Annotated in this window: 11 protein-coding genes; 9 read left to right on the forward strand and 2 right to left on the reverse strand. The window is 69.4% G+C overall.

The window, feature by feature from the left end; all coding sequences use genetic code 11:
• Positions 1-14 precede the first annotated feature (14 nt).
• From C1A17_RS14730 to C1A17_RS13135, 3 genes are all read left to right on the forward strand, one after another.
• Positions 15-1,277 (forward strand): resuscitation-promoting factor, encoded by a 1,263-nt coding sequence (locus C1A17_RS14730; RefSeq protein WP_101653396.1) that lies wholly within the window; start codon positions 15-17, stop codon positions 1,275-1,277.
• Positions 1,278-1,409: 132 nt separating this feature from the next.
• Positions 1,410-2,633, forward strand: coding sequence for a resuscitation-promoting factor (locus C1A17_RS13130; RefSeq protein ID WP_101653397.1), 1,224 nt, complete (start codon positions 1,410-1,412; stop codon positions 2,631-2,633).
• 85 nt (positions 2,634-2,718) lie between these two features.
• Positions 2,719-3,561 (forward strand): formate/nitrite transporter family protein, encoded by an 843-nt coding sequence (locus C1A17_RS13135; protein ID WP_101653690.1) that lies wholly within the window; start codon positions 2,719-2,721, stop codon positions 3,559-3,561.
• A 17-nt stretch (positions 3,562-3,578) separates the two neighbouring features.
• Here C1A17_RS13135 and C1A17_RS14300 read toward each other — a convergent pair whose 3' ends face one another.
• Positions 3,579-5,375 (reverse strand): AMP-binding protein, encoded by a 1,797-nt coding sequence (locus C1A17_RS14300; protein ID WP_180953335.1) that lies wholly within the window; start codon positions 5,373-5,375, stop codon positions 3,579-3,581.
• Positions 5,376-6,756: 1,381 nt separating this feature from the next.
• On the opposite strand from C1A17_RS14300, the gene groES reads away from it, so the two are divergent.
• From groES to C1A17_RS13155, 3 genes are all read left to right on the forward strand, one after another.
• Entirely contained in the window at positions 6,757-7,050 is a 294-nt protein-coding gene (gene groES / locus C1A17_RS13145) for a co-chaperone GroES (protein WP_101653398.1), read from the forward strand.
• A 64-nt stretch (positions 7,051-7,114) separates the two neighbouring features.
• Positions 7,115-8,707 (forward strand): chaperonin GroEL, encoded by a 1,593-nt coding sequence (gene groL / locus C1A17_RS13150; RefSeq protein ID WP_101653399.1) that lies wholly within the window; start codon positions 7,115-7,117, stop codon positions 8,705-8,707.
• A gap of 114 nt (positions 8,708-8,821) precedes the next feature.
• Positions 8,822-9,118: a DUF503 domain-containing protein gene (locus C1A17_RS13155; RefSeq protein ID WP_101653400.1), complete on the forward strand. Its 297-nt coding sequence runs from the start codon at positions 8,822-8,824 to the stop codon at positions 9,116-9,118.
• Positions 9,119-9,664: 546 nt separating this feature from the next.
• Here C1A17_RS13155 and C1A17_RS13160 read toward each other — a convergent pair.
• A complete protein-coding gene (locus C1A17_RS13160; RefSeq protein WP_101653401.1) occupies positions 9,665-11,098 on the reverse strand; it encodes a sodium/glutamate symporter in 1,434 nt (477 codons plus the stop codon).
• A 204-nt stretch (positions 11,099-11,302) separates the two neighbouring features.
• Between C1A17_RS13160 and C1A17_RS13165 the strand changes: the two genes are divergently transcribed.
• From C1A17_RS13165 to adhP, 3 genes are all read left to right on the forward strand, one after another.
• Entirely contained in the window at positions 11,303-12,937 is a 1,635-nt protein-coding gene (locus C1A17_RS13165; protein WP_101653402.1) for a helix-turn-helix domain-containing protein, read from the forward strand.
• A 158-nt stretch (positions 12,938-13,095) separates the two neighbouring features.
• On the forward strand, positions 13,096-14,619 hold the full coding sequence (exaC, locus tag C1A17_RS13170; RefSeq protein WP_101653403.1) for an acetaldehyde dehydrogenase ExaC: 1,524 nt from the start codon (positions 13,096-13,098) through the stop codon (positions 14,617-14,619).
• Between the two features lie 284 nt (positions 14,620-14,903).
• Complete coding sequence (gene adhP, locus C1A17_RS13175; RefSeq protein WP_101653404.1) at positions 14,904-15,926, forward strand: alcohol dehydrogenase AdhP; 1,023 nt, start codon at positions 14,904-14,906, stop codon at positions 15,924-15,926.
• Positions 15,927-16,089 lie beyond the last annotated feature (163 nt).

The following is a 16,089-nucleotide window of genomic DNA, read 5'->3' on the forward strand; positions in this document are numbered from 1 at the left end:
TCGGAGGAACCCGCGTGCACTCGATTCTGCGCAATCGCAAGGTCCAGATCGCCGGCCAGGCCGTGGTCATCACCGCGCTCGTCGGCGGCGCCGGATCGTTCGTCGCGCTCAACAAGTCGGTGAACCTCACCGTCGACGGGCAGTCCGAGCAGGTGCGCACCTTCGGGTCGACCGTGGGCGACGTGCTCACCGCGCAGGGCCTCGAGGTCGACGAGCGCGATGCCGTGCAGCCCGGCGCGGACACCCGTATCGAGCGGGACATGAACATCGTCGTCAACACCGCCAAGGATCTCGATCTCACCGTCGACGGGATCGCCCTCGACGAATGGACCACCGCGAACACCGTCGGCCAGGCGCTCGCCGACCTCGGCGTGGACGCCGAGGGTGCCGAGGTCTCCCTGCCGCTCGACGAGGCCCTCACCGAGGACGGCGCGATCGTCGACGTCGTCACCCCCAAGGGCGTGACTGTGGTGGCCGACGGCGAGCAGATGATCGTCGAGGCGACCGCTGCCACCGTGTCCGAGGTGCTGTCCGAGGCCGGCGTCGAGGTGGCGGGCGAGGACATCGTGTCCGCTCCGCTCACCGCTCCGGTCACCGACGGACAGGTGCTCGATGTGCTCCGCGTGAAGTCGGAGACGACGACGGTCGAGGAGAAGATCGAGAAGAAGACGACCGTCAAGGAGTCCGCGTCGATGGATCGCGGTGAGACGAAGGTCGAGACCGCGGGCAAGGACGGCGTGCGGGAGGTCGTGTACGACATCCGCACGGTCGACGGCGCCGAGGTCAAGAAGGAGAAGGTGTCGGAGAAGGTCGTCTCGGAGCCCGTCGACGCAGTCGTCGTCAAGGGCACCCGCGCACCGCGTCCCGCCGCTCCCGCTCCGGACCGGGATACGACCGGCGGCTCCGAGAAGAAGGACGACTCGAAGAAGGACTCCGACTCGAAGAAGGAGTCCTCGGAGAAGAAGGAGTCCTCGGAGAAGAAGGAATCCGGCGGCGGCAACTCCGGCGAGAAGGCTCCGAGCGTCGACGACGGCAGCGTGTGGGATCGGCTCGCGAAGTGCGAGTCCGGCGGCAACTGGTCGATCAACACCGGCAACGGCTACTACGGCGGCCTGCAGTTCTCGGCGCCGACGTGGAAGGCCTTCGGCGGCCACAAGTACGCCCCCAACGCCCACCAGGCGACCCGCGAGCAGCAGATCGACATCGCGAAGAAGGTGCAGGCCTCCCAGGGCTGGGGCGCGTGGCCGACCTGCACCCGCAAGCTCGGCATCCGCTGAGCCCCGCACCGAGGAGCACGACGGACCGACCATCGCACGCACGACCCGCGGGAACCTCGGCCGAGGACCTGCAGAGACATGACAAGCGCGACCCGGTGAGCGACCCTCGCCGGCAGCACTTCGAGGAGATACATGGACATCCTGCGCAATCGCAAGGTTCAGATCGCCGGCCAGGCGGTGATCATCACCGCGCTCGTCGGCGGTACGGGTGCGTTCGTGGCGCTCAACAAGTCGGTGAACCTCTCCGTCGACGGGCAGTCCGAGCAGGTTCGGACGTTCGGCTCCTCGGTGGGCGATGTGCTCGAGGCGCAGGGTCTCGAGGTCGATGAGCGCGATGCCGTGCAGCCCGGCGCGGAGACGCGCGTCGAGCGGGACATGACGATCGTGGTGAACACCGCGAAGGATCTCGATCTCACCGTCGACGGCGTGCCGGTCGAGGAGTGGACGACGGCGAACACTGTCGGCCAGGCCCTTGCGGACCTCGGCGTCGAGGCCGAGGGCGCCGAGGTGTCGGTGCCGCTCGACGAGACGCTCACCGAGGACGGTGCGGCGATCGAGGTGGTGACCCCGAAGGGGGTGACCGTGAAGGCCGATGGTGAGCAGAAGGTCGTCAACGCCGCCGCCGCGACGGTGTCCGAGGTGCTGTCCGAGGCCGGTATCGAGGTGGCGGACGAGGACATCGTGTCCGCTCCGCTCACCGCTCCGGTGTCCGATGGCCAGGTTGTCGACGTGCTGCGGGTGAAGAACGAGACCACGACCGTCGAGGAGAAGATCGAGAAGAAGACCACCGTCAAGGAGTCCGCGTCGATGGATCGCGGTGAGACGAAGGTCGAAACCGAGGGCAAGGACGGCGTGCGGGAGGTCGTGTACGACATCCGCACGGTCGACGGCGCCGAGGTCAAGAAGGAGAAGGTGTCGGAGAAGGTCGTCTCGGAGCCGGTCGACGAGGTCGTCGTCAAGGGCACCCGCGCACCGCGCCCGGCCGCACCCGAAGACGACTCCTCCACCGGCGGCGGCTCCGATTCCGGTTCGTCGGGCGACTCGGGCTCCGATTCGGGATCCGGCGGCTCCGACTCCGGCGACTCCGGCGGCACGATGAGCAAGCAGGAGATCATCGACATGCTCGGCGGTCCCGGCACCCGTTGGTACACAATCGTCAAGTGCGAATCGGAGTTCAACCCGCGGGCGGTCAATCAGCAGAACCGCGCCCACTTCGGCCTGTTCCAGTTCAAGCTCGCCACCTGGCAGTCGGTGGGCGGCAAGGGCAACCCGATCGATGCGAGCCCGCAGGAGCAGTTCAAGCGCGCCAAGATCCTCCAGGAGAAGGCCGGCTGGAGCCAGTGGGCCTGCGCCTGATCCCGCCGGCGGCCTGACCGCCGCTCCCGGACCTCACGGGTCCGCCGCGTCCACCGACGTGGCGGACCCGTAGTCTTCTCCCATGGTGGATGAGAAGAAGCAGCGCGAGCGGATGGGCGACACCGACCTCGACATCGAGGAGGAGCTGCTCGGCGAAGCGGCCTTCACGGTGACCGAGGGGACCGAGCGGCTCAATCGCACCTGGGTCGAGCTCATCGTCACCGGACTGTTCGGCGGCATCGACATCGGCCTCGGGATCCTCGCGATGATCCTCGTCAAGCAGGCCACCGACTCCGACATCCTCGCCGGCATGGCGTTCGGTGTGGGTCTCCTCGCCCTCAAGATGGCACACTCCGAGCTCTTCACCGAGGAGTTCCTCCTCCCCATCAACGCGATCGTCGCCGGGCAGGGGACGTGGGTGCAGCTGCTCCGGCTGTGGTCGGTGACGCTCGTGTGCAACCTCGCCGGCGGGCTCGTGTTCGCCTGGCTCACCGTGCTCGCGCTGCCGGACTACCACGGGACGATCATCGACACCGCGAACGGCTACCTCGACACCGGCTCCGTCGGCACGACGATCGGGCTCGCGCTGCTCGCGGGCGCCACGATCACGCTGTCGACCCGCATGCAGCAGGGCACCTCGAACGATGTCGTCGTCGCGCTGCTCTGCATGATCTCCGGATTCCTCGTCATCGGCTTCGGCATGCTCCACGGGGCGCTCAACGCGATGATCATCTTCGGAGCGATGCTCGCCGGGGCGGACATCACGGTGCTCGACTTCCTCGGCTGGTTCGTCGTCGTCATCCCGCTCAACATGCTCGGCGGTCTCGCGATCATCACCCTGCCGCGTCTCCTCCGCACCCGCAGGATCCTGTCCGCGGTGCGCCGCGGCGACCTCTCCCTCGAGGACCTCGAGGAGGAGGCGAGCTGAGCGGCGCCCTGCCGGACTCAGCCGATCGCGCGGTCGCGGCCCTCCCAGTGCGGAGCGCGGAGCACCTTCTTGTCGATCTTGCCGAACGGGGTCTGCGGAAGCTCGTCGACGAACTCCACGGTCTTCGGCCGGGCGTAGTTCGCGACCTTCCCGCGGCAGTGGTCGATGAGGGCCTCCGCGGTGAGCTCACCGGTGCCCGGTGTCGCGGATTCCCCGGCACCTGCGCCTGCCGCGGCAGCAGGGGCCACCTCGGCGGCGGGAGAGCCGGCGGCGGGAGCGGTTCCCGCGGCGTAATCGGCGGCGGGAGCGGTTCCCGGGGCGACCTCGGCAGCGGTGCCGTCCGCGGCGTCGGCGCCCGGGGCCTCGGGCGCGCGGCGCACGACGACGGCGTGCACCGCCTCGCCCCAGTCGGGGTGCGGGACCCCGATCACCGCGGCCTGCGACACCTGCGGATGTCCGGCGAGCACGTCCTCGACCTCGCGGGAGTAGACGTTGAACCCGCCGGAGATGATCATGTCGTTGCGGCGGTCCTTGAGGTAGACGTAGCCCTTGGCGTCCATCACGCCCATGTCGCCGGTGCGGACCCACTCGCCCCAGAACTTCTCCGCGGTAGCCCCGGGGTTGCCGACGTACTCGGTGAGGGCGAAGGGCGTCTTCACCGTGATCTCGCCGAACTCGCCGATCGGCAGCTCCTCGCCCCGGTCGTCGGTGACCTTGACGTCGGTGAACAGCGACGGATTGCCGCATGAGGCGAGCAGGTGCGGGCGCTCGAGGTCGTGGTCGAGCTTGGACAGCCGGGTGCAGAACTGGGGCGCCTCGGTCTGGCCGAAGAGCTGGATGAAGACCTGGCCGAAGATCCGCATGCCGTGCTCGAGCCGGGTGGGTGACATCGGCGCGGCGCCGTAGACGATCGTGCGGAGCCGCAGCTCGGGGAGCTCGTCGAGCGCGTCGATGATGTCGAGGACGCGATAGATCATCGTCGGCACCATGAAGGTCCAGGTGATGCCCTCGTCGATGAGGAGCTCGACGACGCGCTCGGCATCGAAGGCGGTGAGGATGCGCACCGTCGCCCCGCGGCCGATACCAGCGAGCGCGAGGGCCCCGGCCGCGTGTGCGAGGGGCGACATGACGAGCATCTGCTCGCCGACGGAGATCTCGGCCTCGATCATCTGGATGTACGACGCGGACGCCGCCGAGCGCCGCGTGTGGGCGACCGCCTTGGGCCGACCGGTGGTGCCGCCGGTGAAGTTGAGATGCGAGCGCGCCTCCGGGTCGCCGGGGTTCTCGCCCGTGCGCAGCGCGTGGTCCGGGCCGGGGACCTCGGGGAACGGCACGGCGCCGGGGATCATGCGACCCTCCGGGTCGGAGAGCTGGATGATCGTGGGCCGGGCGGGGGAGGAGGTGGCGGAACCGGGTGCGGTGCCATCGGCGTCCGGGGAGGCGGATCCGGGTGCTTCTGCTAGGCGTGCAGCGAGCGCGCTGCCGAGCTCATAGTCGGTGATGACGACCGAGGCGCCGGCGAACTCGAGCTGGTAGATCACGGTGTCGAGCGCGGACATGTAGTTCGCAGGGGTCTTCACCGCGCCGAGGCGTGCGGTGGCCGAATCGTAGACGATCCACTCGGCGCGGTTGCCGGCGTACATCGCGACCACGTCGCCCTCCTGCACGCCGAGCTCACGGAGCAGATCGATCGTCGCGTCCGACCAGGCCCAGATGTCGCGATAGGTGAACTCGCGGTCGTCCTCGCGGACGGCGGTGCGGGTGGCGTGGATCCGGAACGAGTGCTCGTAGATCTCGGCGGACGTGGTGAACATGGGGCCTCCAAACGACGGTGTTCAGCGGTGGGTCCGGCGGGTGACGCGCGGACCGGGATACTGGTGCGGTTCACGGAGCGATTCACCGTGCGATTCACGACACGGTGAATGATCGCTAGGGCGATTTTAGGACGGGCGTCAAGAATGCAGGGCGGGCGTCCGCAACCCGGGCGTGTGCACTGACCGGGTTGGGGTCGGTGAGCTTCGGTTCGGATCGGGTCGACTGGCCTCGGGTCGGAGGGCTTTGGTTCGGGCCGCTTCGGTTGGCCTTGGTTCGGCGGCTTGTCAGGTGCCCGCACCTCGGGGCGACAAACGGTTTGTCAGGAATCTGCTCGTCGGCGCGGGCTTCCGGTATGCCCGCACTTCGGGGACGGACTGTTCCAGATCACGTGCACCCCGGAGCTGGATCGCTCCCGGCTATGCGCCAGCAGTCAGCACGTCGCTTGCCCTGCAGCGGAAACTGCGATGGCGGGCGAAACCTTCGGCGGTGCCGTGGACATGCGACGGAAACTGCGGTGGCGGGCGCAGCCTTCAGGGGTGCCGTGAGCATGCGACGGAAACTGCGATTGCCGACGCAGCCTTCAGGGGTGCCGTGGACATGCGACGAAAACTGCAGTGGCGGGCGCAGAATGCGCAGTCCGTGCGTGCAATCGCAGTATGCGTTGCACTTTCGATGTGCTCCCACGTTGCGACCTCCACCCGGCTCGAGCACCCTCGGGTCTGGAGCACGTCCGCCGCTGTGGCCGGGTCGTGGAGCTGCCGGCCCGCGCAACCTCGGGTCAGGTGTAGGTCCGCCGCTGTGGCCGGGTCGTGGAGCTGCCGCCGCACGCAACCTCGGGCCAGGCGCGCATCCGCGGCTGTCACCTGATGACGGAACTCGGGGCCCGCGTGGCCTCGGGCCAGGGTGCGTCCGCACCTGTCGCCCGACCGTGGAGCTCCCGGCCCGCTACGCTCGCCCCGGGCCCCGACCTCGGGCCCCCGAGCCGCCAGGGGTCCGCATCCCGCCAGCGGCATGCTTACCCGCCGGTCACCCCAGCCGGCAGGGGTCCGCGTCCCGTCGGCAGTGCGCCTCGCCGCTGCCAGCCTGCTTCCCCGCCTGACCGTCTGCCCAGCCGCACCGGACCTCGGCCGTGTTCGCTATGGGCCGAGGCGGTTTCTGGCACTCGAGTTGACCGAGTGCCAAGCCCGGATCTAGAGTCGAATTAGCACAGCACACCAGTGAGTGCTAACAGGACCCCGGGCCGGAATCCGGCTGCTCGGCACCCGCGACGACGAGCGACCGGCAGGATCCGAACGGGGCGTCCGCGCACCTGCGCGGCCGTCCGGAACGGCCCCGACCCCGGGATTTCGAAACGACTACTTACGAAGGAGAGTGCCGAACATGTCGGTCTCCATCAAGCCGCTCGACGATCGGCTCGTCATCCGTCAGGTCGAGGCTGAGCAGACCACCGCTTCCGGTCTGGTCATCCCCGACACCGCCAAGGAGAAGCCCCAGGAGGGCGAGGTCGTCGCCGTGGGCCCCGGTCGCGTCGCCGACAACGGCAACCGCGTGCCGCTCGACGTCAACGTCGGCGACAAGGTCATCTACTCCAAGTACGGCGGGACCGAGGTCAAGTACCAGGGCGAGGAGTACCTCGTCCTGTCGGCGCGCGACGTGCTCGCCGTCATCGGCTGAACCGCTTCCGACCGGATTCCACTCCGTTCACCGGATTCCACACGCAATCTCAAGGAAGTGACGTATGCCCAAGACTCTGCAGTTCGACGATGAGGCGCGCAAGGCGCTCGAGCGCGGCGTGGACGTCCTCGCCAACACCGTCAAGGTGACGCTCGGCCCGCGCGGCCGCAACGTCGTGCTCGACAAGCAGTGGGGTGCGCCCACCATCACCAACGATGGTGTGACCATCGCCCGCGAGGTCGAGCTCGACGACCCCTACGAGAACCTCGGCGCCCAGCTCGCCAAGGAGGTCGCCACCAAGACGAACGACGTCGCCGGCGACGGAACCACCACCGCGACCGTGCTCGCCCAGGCCCTCGTCCACGAGGGTCTGCGCAACGTGGCCGCAGGCGCTGCTCCCGGTCAGCTCAAGACCGGCATCGAGAAGGCCGTCGAGGTCGTCGAGGAGCAGCTGAAGAAGATCGCCCGCGAGGTGGCCGACTCCCAGGAGATCGCCCACGTCGCAGCCCTGTCCGCCCAGTCGAACGAGATCGGCGAGCTCATCGCCGAGGCCTTCGACAAGGTCGGCAAGGACGGCGTCATCACCATCGACGAGAGCCAGGCCTCCTCGGTCGAGCTCGAGTTCACCGAAGGCATGCAGTTCGACAAGGGCTACCTGTCTCCGTACTTCGTGACCGACGCCGACCGCCAGGAAGCCGTCCTCAGCGATCCCTACATCCTCATCAACCAGGGTAAGATCTCGAACATCCAGGATCTGCTCCCGGTGCTCGAGAAGGTGCAGCAGGCCGGCAAGCCGCTGTTCATCATCGCCGAGGACATCGAGGGTGAGGCGCTGTCGACCCTGGTCGTCAACAAGATCCGCGGCATCCTCAACGTCGCCGCGGTCAAGGCCCCGGGCTTCGGCGACCGCCGCAAGGCGATCCTCGAGGACCTCGCCGTCCTCACCGGCGGCCAGGTCATCACCGCGGACATGGGCATGAAGCTCGACCAGGTGACCCTGGAGCAGCTCGGCAGTGCCCGCACCGTGACGATCACCAAGGACGCCACCACTGTCATCGACGGTGCCGGATCCGATGAGGACGTCGCCGGCCGGGTCGCGCAGATCCGCGGCGAGGTCGCCAACACCGATTCCGACTGGGATCGGGAGAAGCTGCAGGAGCGCCTGGCGAAGCTCGCCGGCGGTGTTGCGGTCATCAAGGTCGGCGCCGCCACCGAGGTGGAGCTCAAGGAGCGCAAGCACCGTGTGGAGGACGCCGTGTCCGCCACCCGTGCGGCCATCGAGGAAGGCGTCGTCGCAGGCGGCGGCTCCGCTCTCGTCCACGCCGTCAAGGCGCTCGAGGGCAACGACCTCGGCCTGAGCGATGACGCCGCCACCGGTGTCGCCATCCTCCGCAAGGCCGTCGTCGAGCCGCTCCGCTGGATCGCCGAGAACGCGGGCCAGGACGGCTACGTCGTGGCCTCGAAGGTCGCGGAGCTCGAGTCCGGCCAGGGCTACAACGCCGCGACCGGCGAGTACGGCGACCTCATCGGCGCCGGCATCATCGACCCGGTCAAGGTCACCCGTTCGGCGCTGCGCAATGCGGCCTCGATCGCGGCCCTCGTGCTCACCACCGAGACCCTCGTGGTCGAGAAGAAGGAGGACGAGGACGACGACTGATCGTCGCCCCGCACCCTTCGGTGATCACCCCATGAGGTGAGACCGCTGCGGGCCCGGAACTGCGGTTCCGGGCCCGCAGCGCATTCAGGAGGCCGCGTCTGCCACCCTGGAACCATGTGGATGGGATGGATCGAGGTCGACCTGCGCCTCGGGGACGTGCACTCGCTCAAGGCCAAGCGCTCGGTCGTGCGGCCCATCATCGCCGAGGTGCGACGCAGGTTCCAGGTCAGCGTCGGCGAGGTCGACCACCTCGACCTGCATCGCCGCGCGGCGATCGGCGCCTCGGCCGTGGGAGCGGACAGGGAGCACGTGGTGCGGGTCCTCGACTCGGTCGAGCGGCTGGTGGCCGAGCGCCCCGAGATCGAGCTCCTGTCCGTCGGCCGCGGACTTCGCACCACCGAGGACGACTGAACTTACCCATCCGAAGGTTGCCTCTTCCTGTCAGGTGAGCGACACCACGCGTCGAGTGTTCAAGTTCGGTTGAGTACTCGCGAGTATCCGAACACAAGTGACCACTCGACGGGTACGGGGGCATCAGAGGTGCCGGAGGCGCTGGAGGCATGCACCCGGAAGGCTCTGAGACACATACAGAAGCCTCGGGACATACCCCTTGAGGCCCTGGACGCACGTTCCCGGTGGGGCAACTCGAGTGGTCACATTCGGCCGAGTACTCGCGAGTATCCGACCACAAGTGACCAGTCGATGGGTGCGGAGGCATCAGGGGGTGCCGGGTGCCGGAGGTGCGTCTCGGGTGGACGGGTAAATCGTGCCGGGTGTCGGGGGTGCAGGGCCGTGCAGGGTCTCGGGGGTGCAGGGCCGTGCCGAGTCTCGGAGGTGCAGGGCCGTGCTGGGTGGACGGGTAGGCCGAGTCGGAGGTGCAGGGCCGTGCCGGGTGGACGGGTAGGCCGAGTCGGGGGTGCAGGGCCGTGCCGGGCACAGGATCGAACCGGGCTCCGGTCAGTCGGCTTTGGTCTCGAAGTCGCCGAAGCGGGGGTTCCTGCCGAAGTACAGCAGTCCGGAGAGGATCGCGGCGATGAGCAGGATGCTCATGCCGATGAGGAACGGGAACGGTCCGAACTGCACGATGAGCGGGATCGCGGCCGCGGTGATGATGCCGCCGCCGAAGAACGGCTCGAACACGAGCTGCTTGTAGCCGAACGATTCGTAGGCCGGGCTCTTCCGGTTCGGGTCGGCCATCCGCATGAGGAGAAGGCCGGTCGCGGTGACGCCCATCGACTGGCCGAAGTCGCCGATGCCGCGCTCGAACCAGAAGCGGGAGATGTAGCGCGGGGCGAGCACGAAGAGGACGAACACGTTCCACGCGATGCCGACGACGGCGAGGATCGCGAAGGGACCGAAGTTGTTCGCGATCGCATCGAGGGACAGCGTGGCGAGCGCCGCGATGATGAGGAGGTCGAGCGAGGCGCCCTGGATCCGCTCCATGGTCCCGCGGTCGAGCAGGTCGCCGCGTCCGGTCCGGTCGATGACGAGCTGGATGATCACTCCACCGAGCATGGCGAGGGGGAACAGCGGGACGTAGGCGAAGATCTCGACGAAGTCGGCCCACAGTGCGCGCTCGATCGCCTGCATGCCCATGAGGAGGAGCTGGCCGATGACGATGGCGAGCCCGACGATGCCGATGTGGAGGGTGAGGGATTCGAGCGAGGAGGCCCGCACGGTGAGCTTGCCGCCCGAGGGCTGGTCGTCGCCGGCGTAGACGCCGCGCTGCTCGTCCTCGGGCAGCTCGGCCTTCGAGTCGAGGAACTGCGAGTGCCCGGTGCGGGCCGCCCAGTTGACCGCGATGACGCCGATGAGGATGCCGCTGACGATGCCGACGGTGGCCATCGCGAGCGCGAGGTCGCCGCCCTCCTCGAAGCCGAGCTCCGCCATCACCGGGGCCATGCCGGCCGCGGTGCCGTGCCCGCCCTCGAAGCCGATCTCGATCAGCGCGCCGAACATCGGGCTGATGTCGAAGAGAGGGACGAGGAGGAGCACTGCGACGAGGATGCCGACGACGTACTGACCGGCGCCGAAGGTCACGCCGAGGGACAGCTGCGGGCCGAGCAGGGTGACCGCGCGCTTGGGGGAGGGGATGGCCTCGCCGAGGAACATCGTGGCGAAGACGACCGAGATGAGGAGGCCGGGGAGCTCGGACCACACGCTCATCACGTCGGCGCCGAACAGACCGCCCTCGGTGAGCGCGTCGAGGCCGACGAGACCGGCGAGCCGGCCGAGCACCTCGGGCCCGAGGATGAGCGCGATGAACCCGGCGATGATCGACACCGGGAGGAAGAGCTTCTGGGTCCTGCGGCTCCTGACACGGATCAGCGTGCCGACGATCGCGAAGATGCCGAGGAGAAGGAGGGCGAGGCCGACGGTCGAAGGAGACATCTCAGGAGCCTTTCAGCAAGCGGTCCGAGTTCTCACAGAGTACAGGGTGGCCTGCCGTGCTGTGCAGTCCGGCGACCAGCGGGATCGCCGCCGAACCTGGTCGGGCGCCGGGTTCGCGCCTACACTGGTGGCACCCGCGGACACCGTCGTCCGCCGGACCGGCGCGTCGATGCGCGCCGCGGATCCCCTGCGAGGTGCCCGACGATGGCGAACCCGTCGAATGTGCTCAGTGCCCATGAGCAGCTCGACACCGGTCGACTGACCGCGGTGAGCGGCCTGCGCGAGATCGTGCGCTCCTCGTGGCAGCGGTCCCTCGACCACCGGCGCGACCCCGAGCGGAGTCGGCCGGTCCACGCCTTCGACGCCTCCGCCCTCGCCGAGGCGCGCAGTGCCCACCCGCTCCGGCACGTCCTCCCGGTGTTCGAGCAGCTGCACGCCGCGCCCGCCGCGGGCACCGGTCTGCTCGTCGCGATCGCCGATGCCCACGGCCGGATGCTCTGGATCCTCGGGGACGACGACGCACTTCGCCGGGCCGCGGGCATGGGGTTCGAGCCGGGGATGGACTGGTCGGAGGAGTCGATCGGGACCTCGGCCCCGGGGACCGCGCTCGCCACCGGGTCATCGGTCCAGATCACCGGGCCCGAGCACTTCGCGCGCTCCGTCCACCCGTGGAGCTGCACCGCGGTGCCGATCCGCGATCCCCGCACCCGGCGGATCCTCGGCGTCGTCGATCTCACCGGGGACGAGAAGGCGGTCGCCCGCCACAGCCAGCCGCTCGTCGAGGCGGCGGTCGCCGCGGCACAGGCGGAGATGCGGATGCTGCTCCACCGGGAGGCGGACACGACTCAGGAGAGCGGATTCGTCCCCGAGCTCGGTGCCGCGACCGGCGGTCACCCCGGACCCGGCGGCCACCCCAAACCCGGTGCCGGGCCCGAGGCGATCCCTGCCACCGCGCCCGGCTCGCTGTCCGTGCCCCGCGGCATCGGCGGCGGTGGCGTCCGTGCAGCGGCCGGATCCACGATCGTCGCCGGATCGGCGATTGCCGCTGACGCCACGACCACCGCCGGAATCGGGCTCACCGGCGGGACCGCGCTCACCTCCGGCGCCATGACCACCCTCGGCTTCCCGACCACTGCCGACCCTGCGGACACACAGGGCGTCCCGGCCGCCACCGGCCCCGCCGCCGCACACGGCCCCGCAGCCGCACACGACTCCCCGGATGCACACCGCTCCGAACCGCTGCCGCGGGCGGTCGTCCGGCTCGTCGGCGGCACGGTGCCCCTGCTCGAGGTCCCCGGCGGCTCGGTGCGCCTGCGCCTGCGGCACGCCGAGATCCTCGCCCTGCTCGCACTGCACCCGGAGGGCGTGACGAGCGCGGACCTCGCGCACCTGCTCTCGGCCGACGGCGACCCGCTCACCGGGGTCACGCTCCGCGCGGAGATCACCCGCCTGCGCAAGGTGTTCGACCGGTGGTGCCCCGACACCGAGCTGCCTTCCCGTCCCTATCGCCTGCCGCCCGGGGTCACAGCCGACTTCACACGCGTCACCGCCGCGCTCGCGCGCGGGGACATCGGCGCCGCCCTCGCCGACTACCGGGGTGAGCTGCTGCCGGCCTCGGAGTCCGCGGCCGTCGGCGAGGAGCGCGTCCGGCTCGCGGCCGTGGTGCGGACCGCGGTGCTCGAGAGCGCCACCGCCGACGAGCTCTTCGACTACCTCCAGCGCCCCGAGGCCCGGCACGACGAGGAGGCGTGGCGCCTGGGGCTGCGGATCCTGCCCGCCCGGTCGCCCAAGCGCAGCCTCGTCGTCGCGCATCTCGAGGAGCTCCTCGGCGGAGGATGAGCGGACCGCGCTCCGCCGGGTCCCGAGCAGCCTCGCCGGCCGGACCGTGACCCGTCCTCGCCTCGTTGCAACCTTGAGGCAACCTCCGGCGCATTAGCGTGGACGCATCTCCCGGCAACGGTGCCGGGGACGGACACGATGACGACGAAGGAGTTGGCATGGTCGTTTACGCACAGCCCGGAACCGAGGGCTCGAAGGTCACGTTCAAGTCCCGCTACGACAACTGGATCGGCGGGGAATGGGTCGCCCCGGTCAAGGGGAACTATTTCGAGAACATCAGCCCCGTCAACGGCAAGCCGTTCTGCGAAGTGGCGCAGTCCACCGCGGAGGACATCGAGGTCGCCCTCGATGCCGCGCACAAGGCGGCGCCCGCCTGGGGGGAGACGTCCCCGGCCGAGCGCGGCGTCATCCTCAACCGGATCGCCGACCGGATCGAGGAGAACCTCCAGATGCTCGCGGTCGCCGAGACCTGGGACAACGGCAAGGCGATCCGGGAGCCGCTCAATGCGGACCTGCCGCTCGCCGTCGATCACTTCCGGTACTTCGCCGGGGCGATCCGCGCCCAGGAGGGCACGCTGTCCCAGATCGACGACGACACCGTGGCCTACCACTTCCACGAGCCGCTCGGCGTCGTCGGCCAGATCATCCCGTGGAACTTCCCGATCCTCATGGCGGTGTGGAAGCTCGCCCCGGCGCTCGCAGCCGGCAATGCGGTGGTGCTCAAGCCCGCCGAGCAGACCCCGGCATCGATCCTCGTGCTCGTCGAGCTCATCGGCGATCTGCTGCCCCCGGGCGTGCTCAACATCGTCAACGGCTTCGGCGTCGAGTGCGGCAAGCCGCTCGCCTCGAACAAGCGGATCCGCAAGATCGCCTTCACCGGCGAGACGACGACCGGCCGCCTCATCATGCAGTACGCCTCGCAGAACCTCATCCCGGTGACCCTCGAGCTCGGCGGCAAGAGCCCGAACATCTTCTTCGCCGACGTGGCGCGGGAGAAGGACGCGTTCTACGACAAGGCCCTCGAGGGCTTCGCGATGTTCGGCCTCAACCAGGGCGAGGTCTGCACGTGCCCGTCGCGCGCCCTCGTCCAGAAGTCGATCTTCGACGACTTCGTCGCCGCCGGCATCGAGCGCGTGAAGTCGGTCAAGCAGGGCAACCCGCTCGACACCGACACCCAGGTGGGAGCGCAGGCCTCGAACGACCAGCTCGAGAAGATCAAGTCCTACCTCGACATCGGCAAGCAGGAGGGTGCGAAGGTCCTCATCGGCGGCGAGCAGGCCCACCTCGACGGCGACCTCGCCGACGGGTTCTACGTCTCCCCGACGGTGTTCCAGGGCGACAACTCGATGCGGATCTTCCAGGAGGAGATCTTCGGCCCGGTCCTCGCGCTCACCTCGTTCGAGGACTACGCCGAGGCGATGGCCGTCGCCAACGACACCCTCTACGGCCTCGGCGCCGGCGTGTGGAGCCGTGAGGCGAACACCGCCTACCGGGCGGGCCGCGAGATCCAGGCCGGTCGCGTGTGGGTGAACAACTACCACAACTACCCCGCGCACGCGGCATTCGGCGGGTACAAGAGCTCGGGCATCGGACGTGAGAACCACCTGATGATGCTCGATCACTACCAGCAGACGAAGAACCTGCTGGTGAGCTACTCCGAGAACGCGCTCGGGTTCTTCTGAGCCGCGCCCGGCCGGGACGTCGAACGTCCCGGCCGGGTCCGCCGGCCCGGCAGCGGATCCGACGCCCCACCGGGCGCCCCCGGCCCCCCCTCGGCCGAGGTGCGACCGGGCCTCTGTCCCTCGTCGACCCGAGGGCATCCCTCGGCCGGCCCACCGTTCCCCCGTCCCGGTCACCGACGCCCGGGACGCACCACCCGACCCACCGACGCATCACCCGGGGACCCGTCTCCGATGAATCCCCGGCAGCGTCCCGACCCATCCCCGACAGAACCGACACGAGAAGGATGATCATCATGAAAGCAGCAGTGGTCGAACAGTTCGGCGATTCCATCACCGTCGATGAGAACGTCGAGAAGCCCACGCCCGGCCGCGGCCAGGCCCTCGTCAAGCTCATCGCCAGCGGCGTCTGCCACACCGACCTCCACGCCCTCCACGGCGACTGGCCGGTCAAGCCCGAACCGCCCTTCATCCCCGGCCACGAGGGCGTGGGAGTCGTCGAGGAGGTCGGCGAGGGCGTGACGTCCGTGGCGGTCGGCGACATGGTCGGCAACGCCTGGCTCGCCTCGGGCTGCGGGCAGTGCGAGTACTGCCGCACCGGCTGGGAGACCCTGTGCGAGCAGCAGACCAACGGCGGCTACTCCGTCGACGGCTCGTTCGGGGAGTACATGCTCGTCGACGCCGACTTCGCCGCGAAGATCCCCGAGGGCGCCGACCCGTACGAGGTGGCCCCGGTGCTGTGCGCGGGAGTCACCGTCTACAAGGGGCTCAAGCGGACCGAGGTGCGCCCCGGCCAGTGGGTCGTGATCTCCGGCATCGGCGGCCTGGGCCACATCGCGGTGCAGTACGCGGTCGCGATGGGCATGCGGGTCGTCGCGGTCGACGTCGCCGACGACAAGCTCGCCCTCGCGGAGAAGCACGGCGCGGAGCTCACCGTCAACGCCTTCGCGGTCGACCCCGCGGAGGAGATCCAGGAGAAGACCGGGGGAGCGCACGGCGTGCTCGTCACCGCCGTCCACCCGGCGGCGTTCCGCCAGGCGATCGACATGACGCGGCGCGGCGGCACGATCGTGTTCAACGGGCTGCCCCCGGGCGAGTTCCCGGCGCCGATCTTCGACATCGTCCTCAAGGGACTGACGATCCGCGGCTCGATCGTCGGCACCCGCCAGGACATGGACGAGGCGCTCGCCTTCTACGCCGCCGGCAAGATCAAGCCGACGTACAGCAAGCGCCCGCTCGAGGACATCAACGCCGTCTTCGACGAGATGGAGCACGGCAAGATCGAGGGCCGCGTCGTCATCGAGTACTGAGGCGCACGTCCGGGGCAGGTGAGGAACGCACCGGACGCCCCGAGGATCGCCCAGGCGGCCGTCGGCCCGTGGAATCGCAGTCGATTCCACGGGCCGACGGCCGCCTGCTGCATGCGCGTCGAGCGCGGCGGAGTCCGGCTCAGGCGCCTGACGGCTCAGGCGT

This window comes from Brevibacterium ihuae, from assembly GCF_900184225.1.
In the GTDB taxonomy this organism is placed as follows: Bacteria; Actinomycetota; Actinomycetes; order Actinomycetales; family Brevibacteriaceae; genus Brevibacterium; species Brevibacterium ihuae.

What these genes read in the sequence shown, in the direction of transcription:
- C1A17_RS13130 (WP_101653397.1), top strand. Translation starts at nt 1,410, where the DNA reads ATGGACATCCTGCGCAATCGCAAGGTTCAGATCGCCGGCCAGGCGGTG.
- C1A17_RS14300 (WP_180953335.1), bottom strand. Translation starts at nt 5,375, where the DNA reads ATGTTCACCACGTCCGCCGAGATCTACGAGCACTCGTTCCGGATCCAC.
- groES (WP_101653398.1), top strand. Translation starts at nt 6,757, where the DNA reads ATGTCGGTCTCCATCAAGCCGCTCGACGATCGGCTCGTCATCCGTCAG.
- groL (WP_101653399.1), top strand. Translation starts at nt 7,115, where the DNA reads ATGCCCAAGACTCTGCAGTTCGACGATGAGGCGCGCAAGGCGCTCGAG.
- C1A17_RS13155 (WP_101653400.1), top strand. Translation starts at nt 8,822, where the DNA reads ATGTGGATGGGATGGATCGAGGTCGACCTGCGCCTCGGGGACGTGCAC.
- C1A17_RS13160 (WP_101653401.1), bottom strand. Translation starts at nt 11,098, where the DNA reads ATGTCTCCTTCGACCGTCGGCCTCGCCCTCCTTCTCCTCGGCATCTTC.
- C1A17_RS13165 (WP_101653402.1), top strand. Translation starts at nt 11,303, where the DNA reads ATGGCGAACCCGTCGAATGTGCTCAGTGCCCATGAGCAGCTCGACACC.
- exaC (WP_101653403.1), top strand. Translation starts at nt 13,096, where the DNA reads ATGGTCGTTTACGCACAGCCCGGAACCGAGGGCTCGAAGGTCACGTTC.
- adhP (WP_101653404.1), top strand. Translation starts at nt 14,904, where the DNA reads ATGATCATCATGAAAGCAGCAGTGGTCGAACAGTTCGGCGATTCCATC.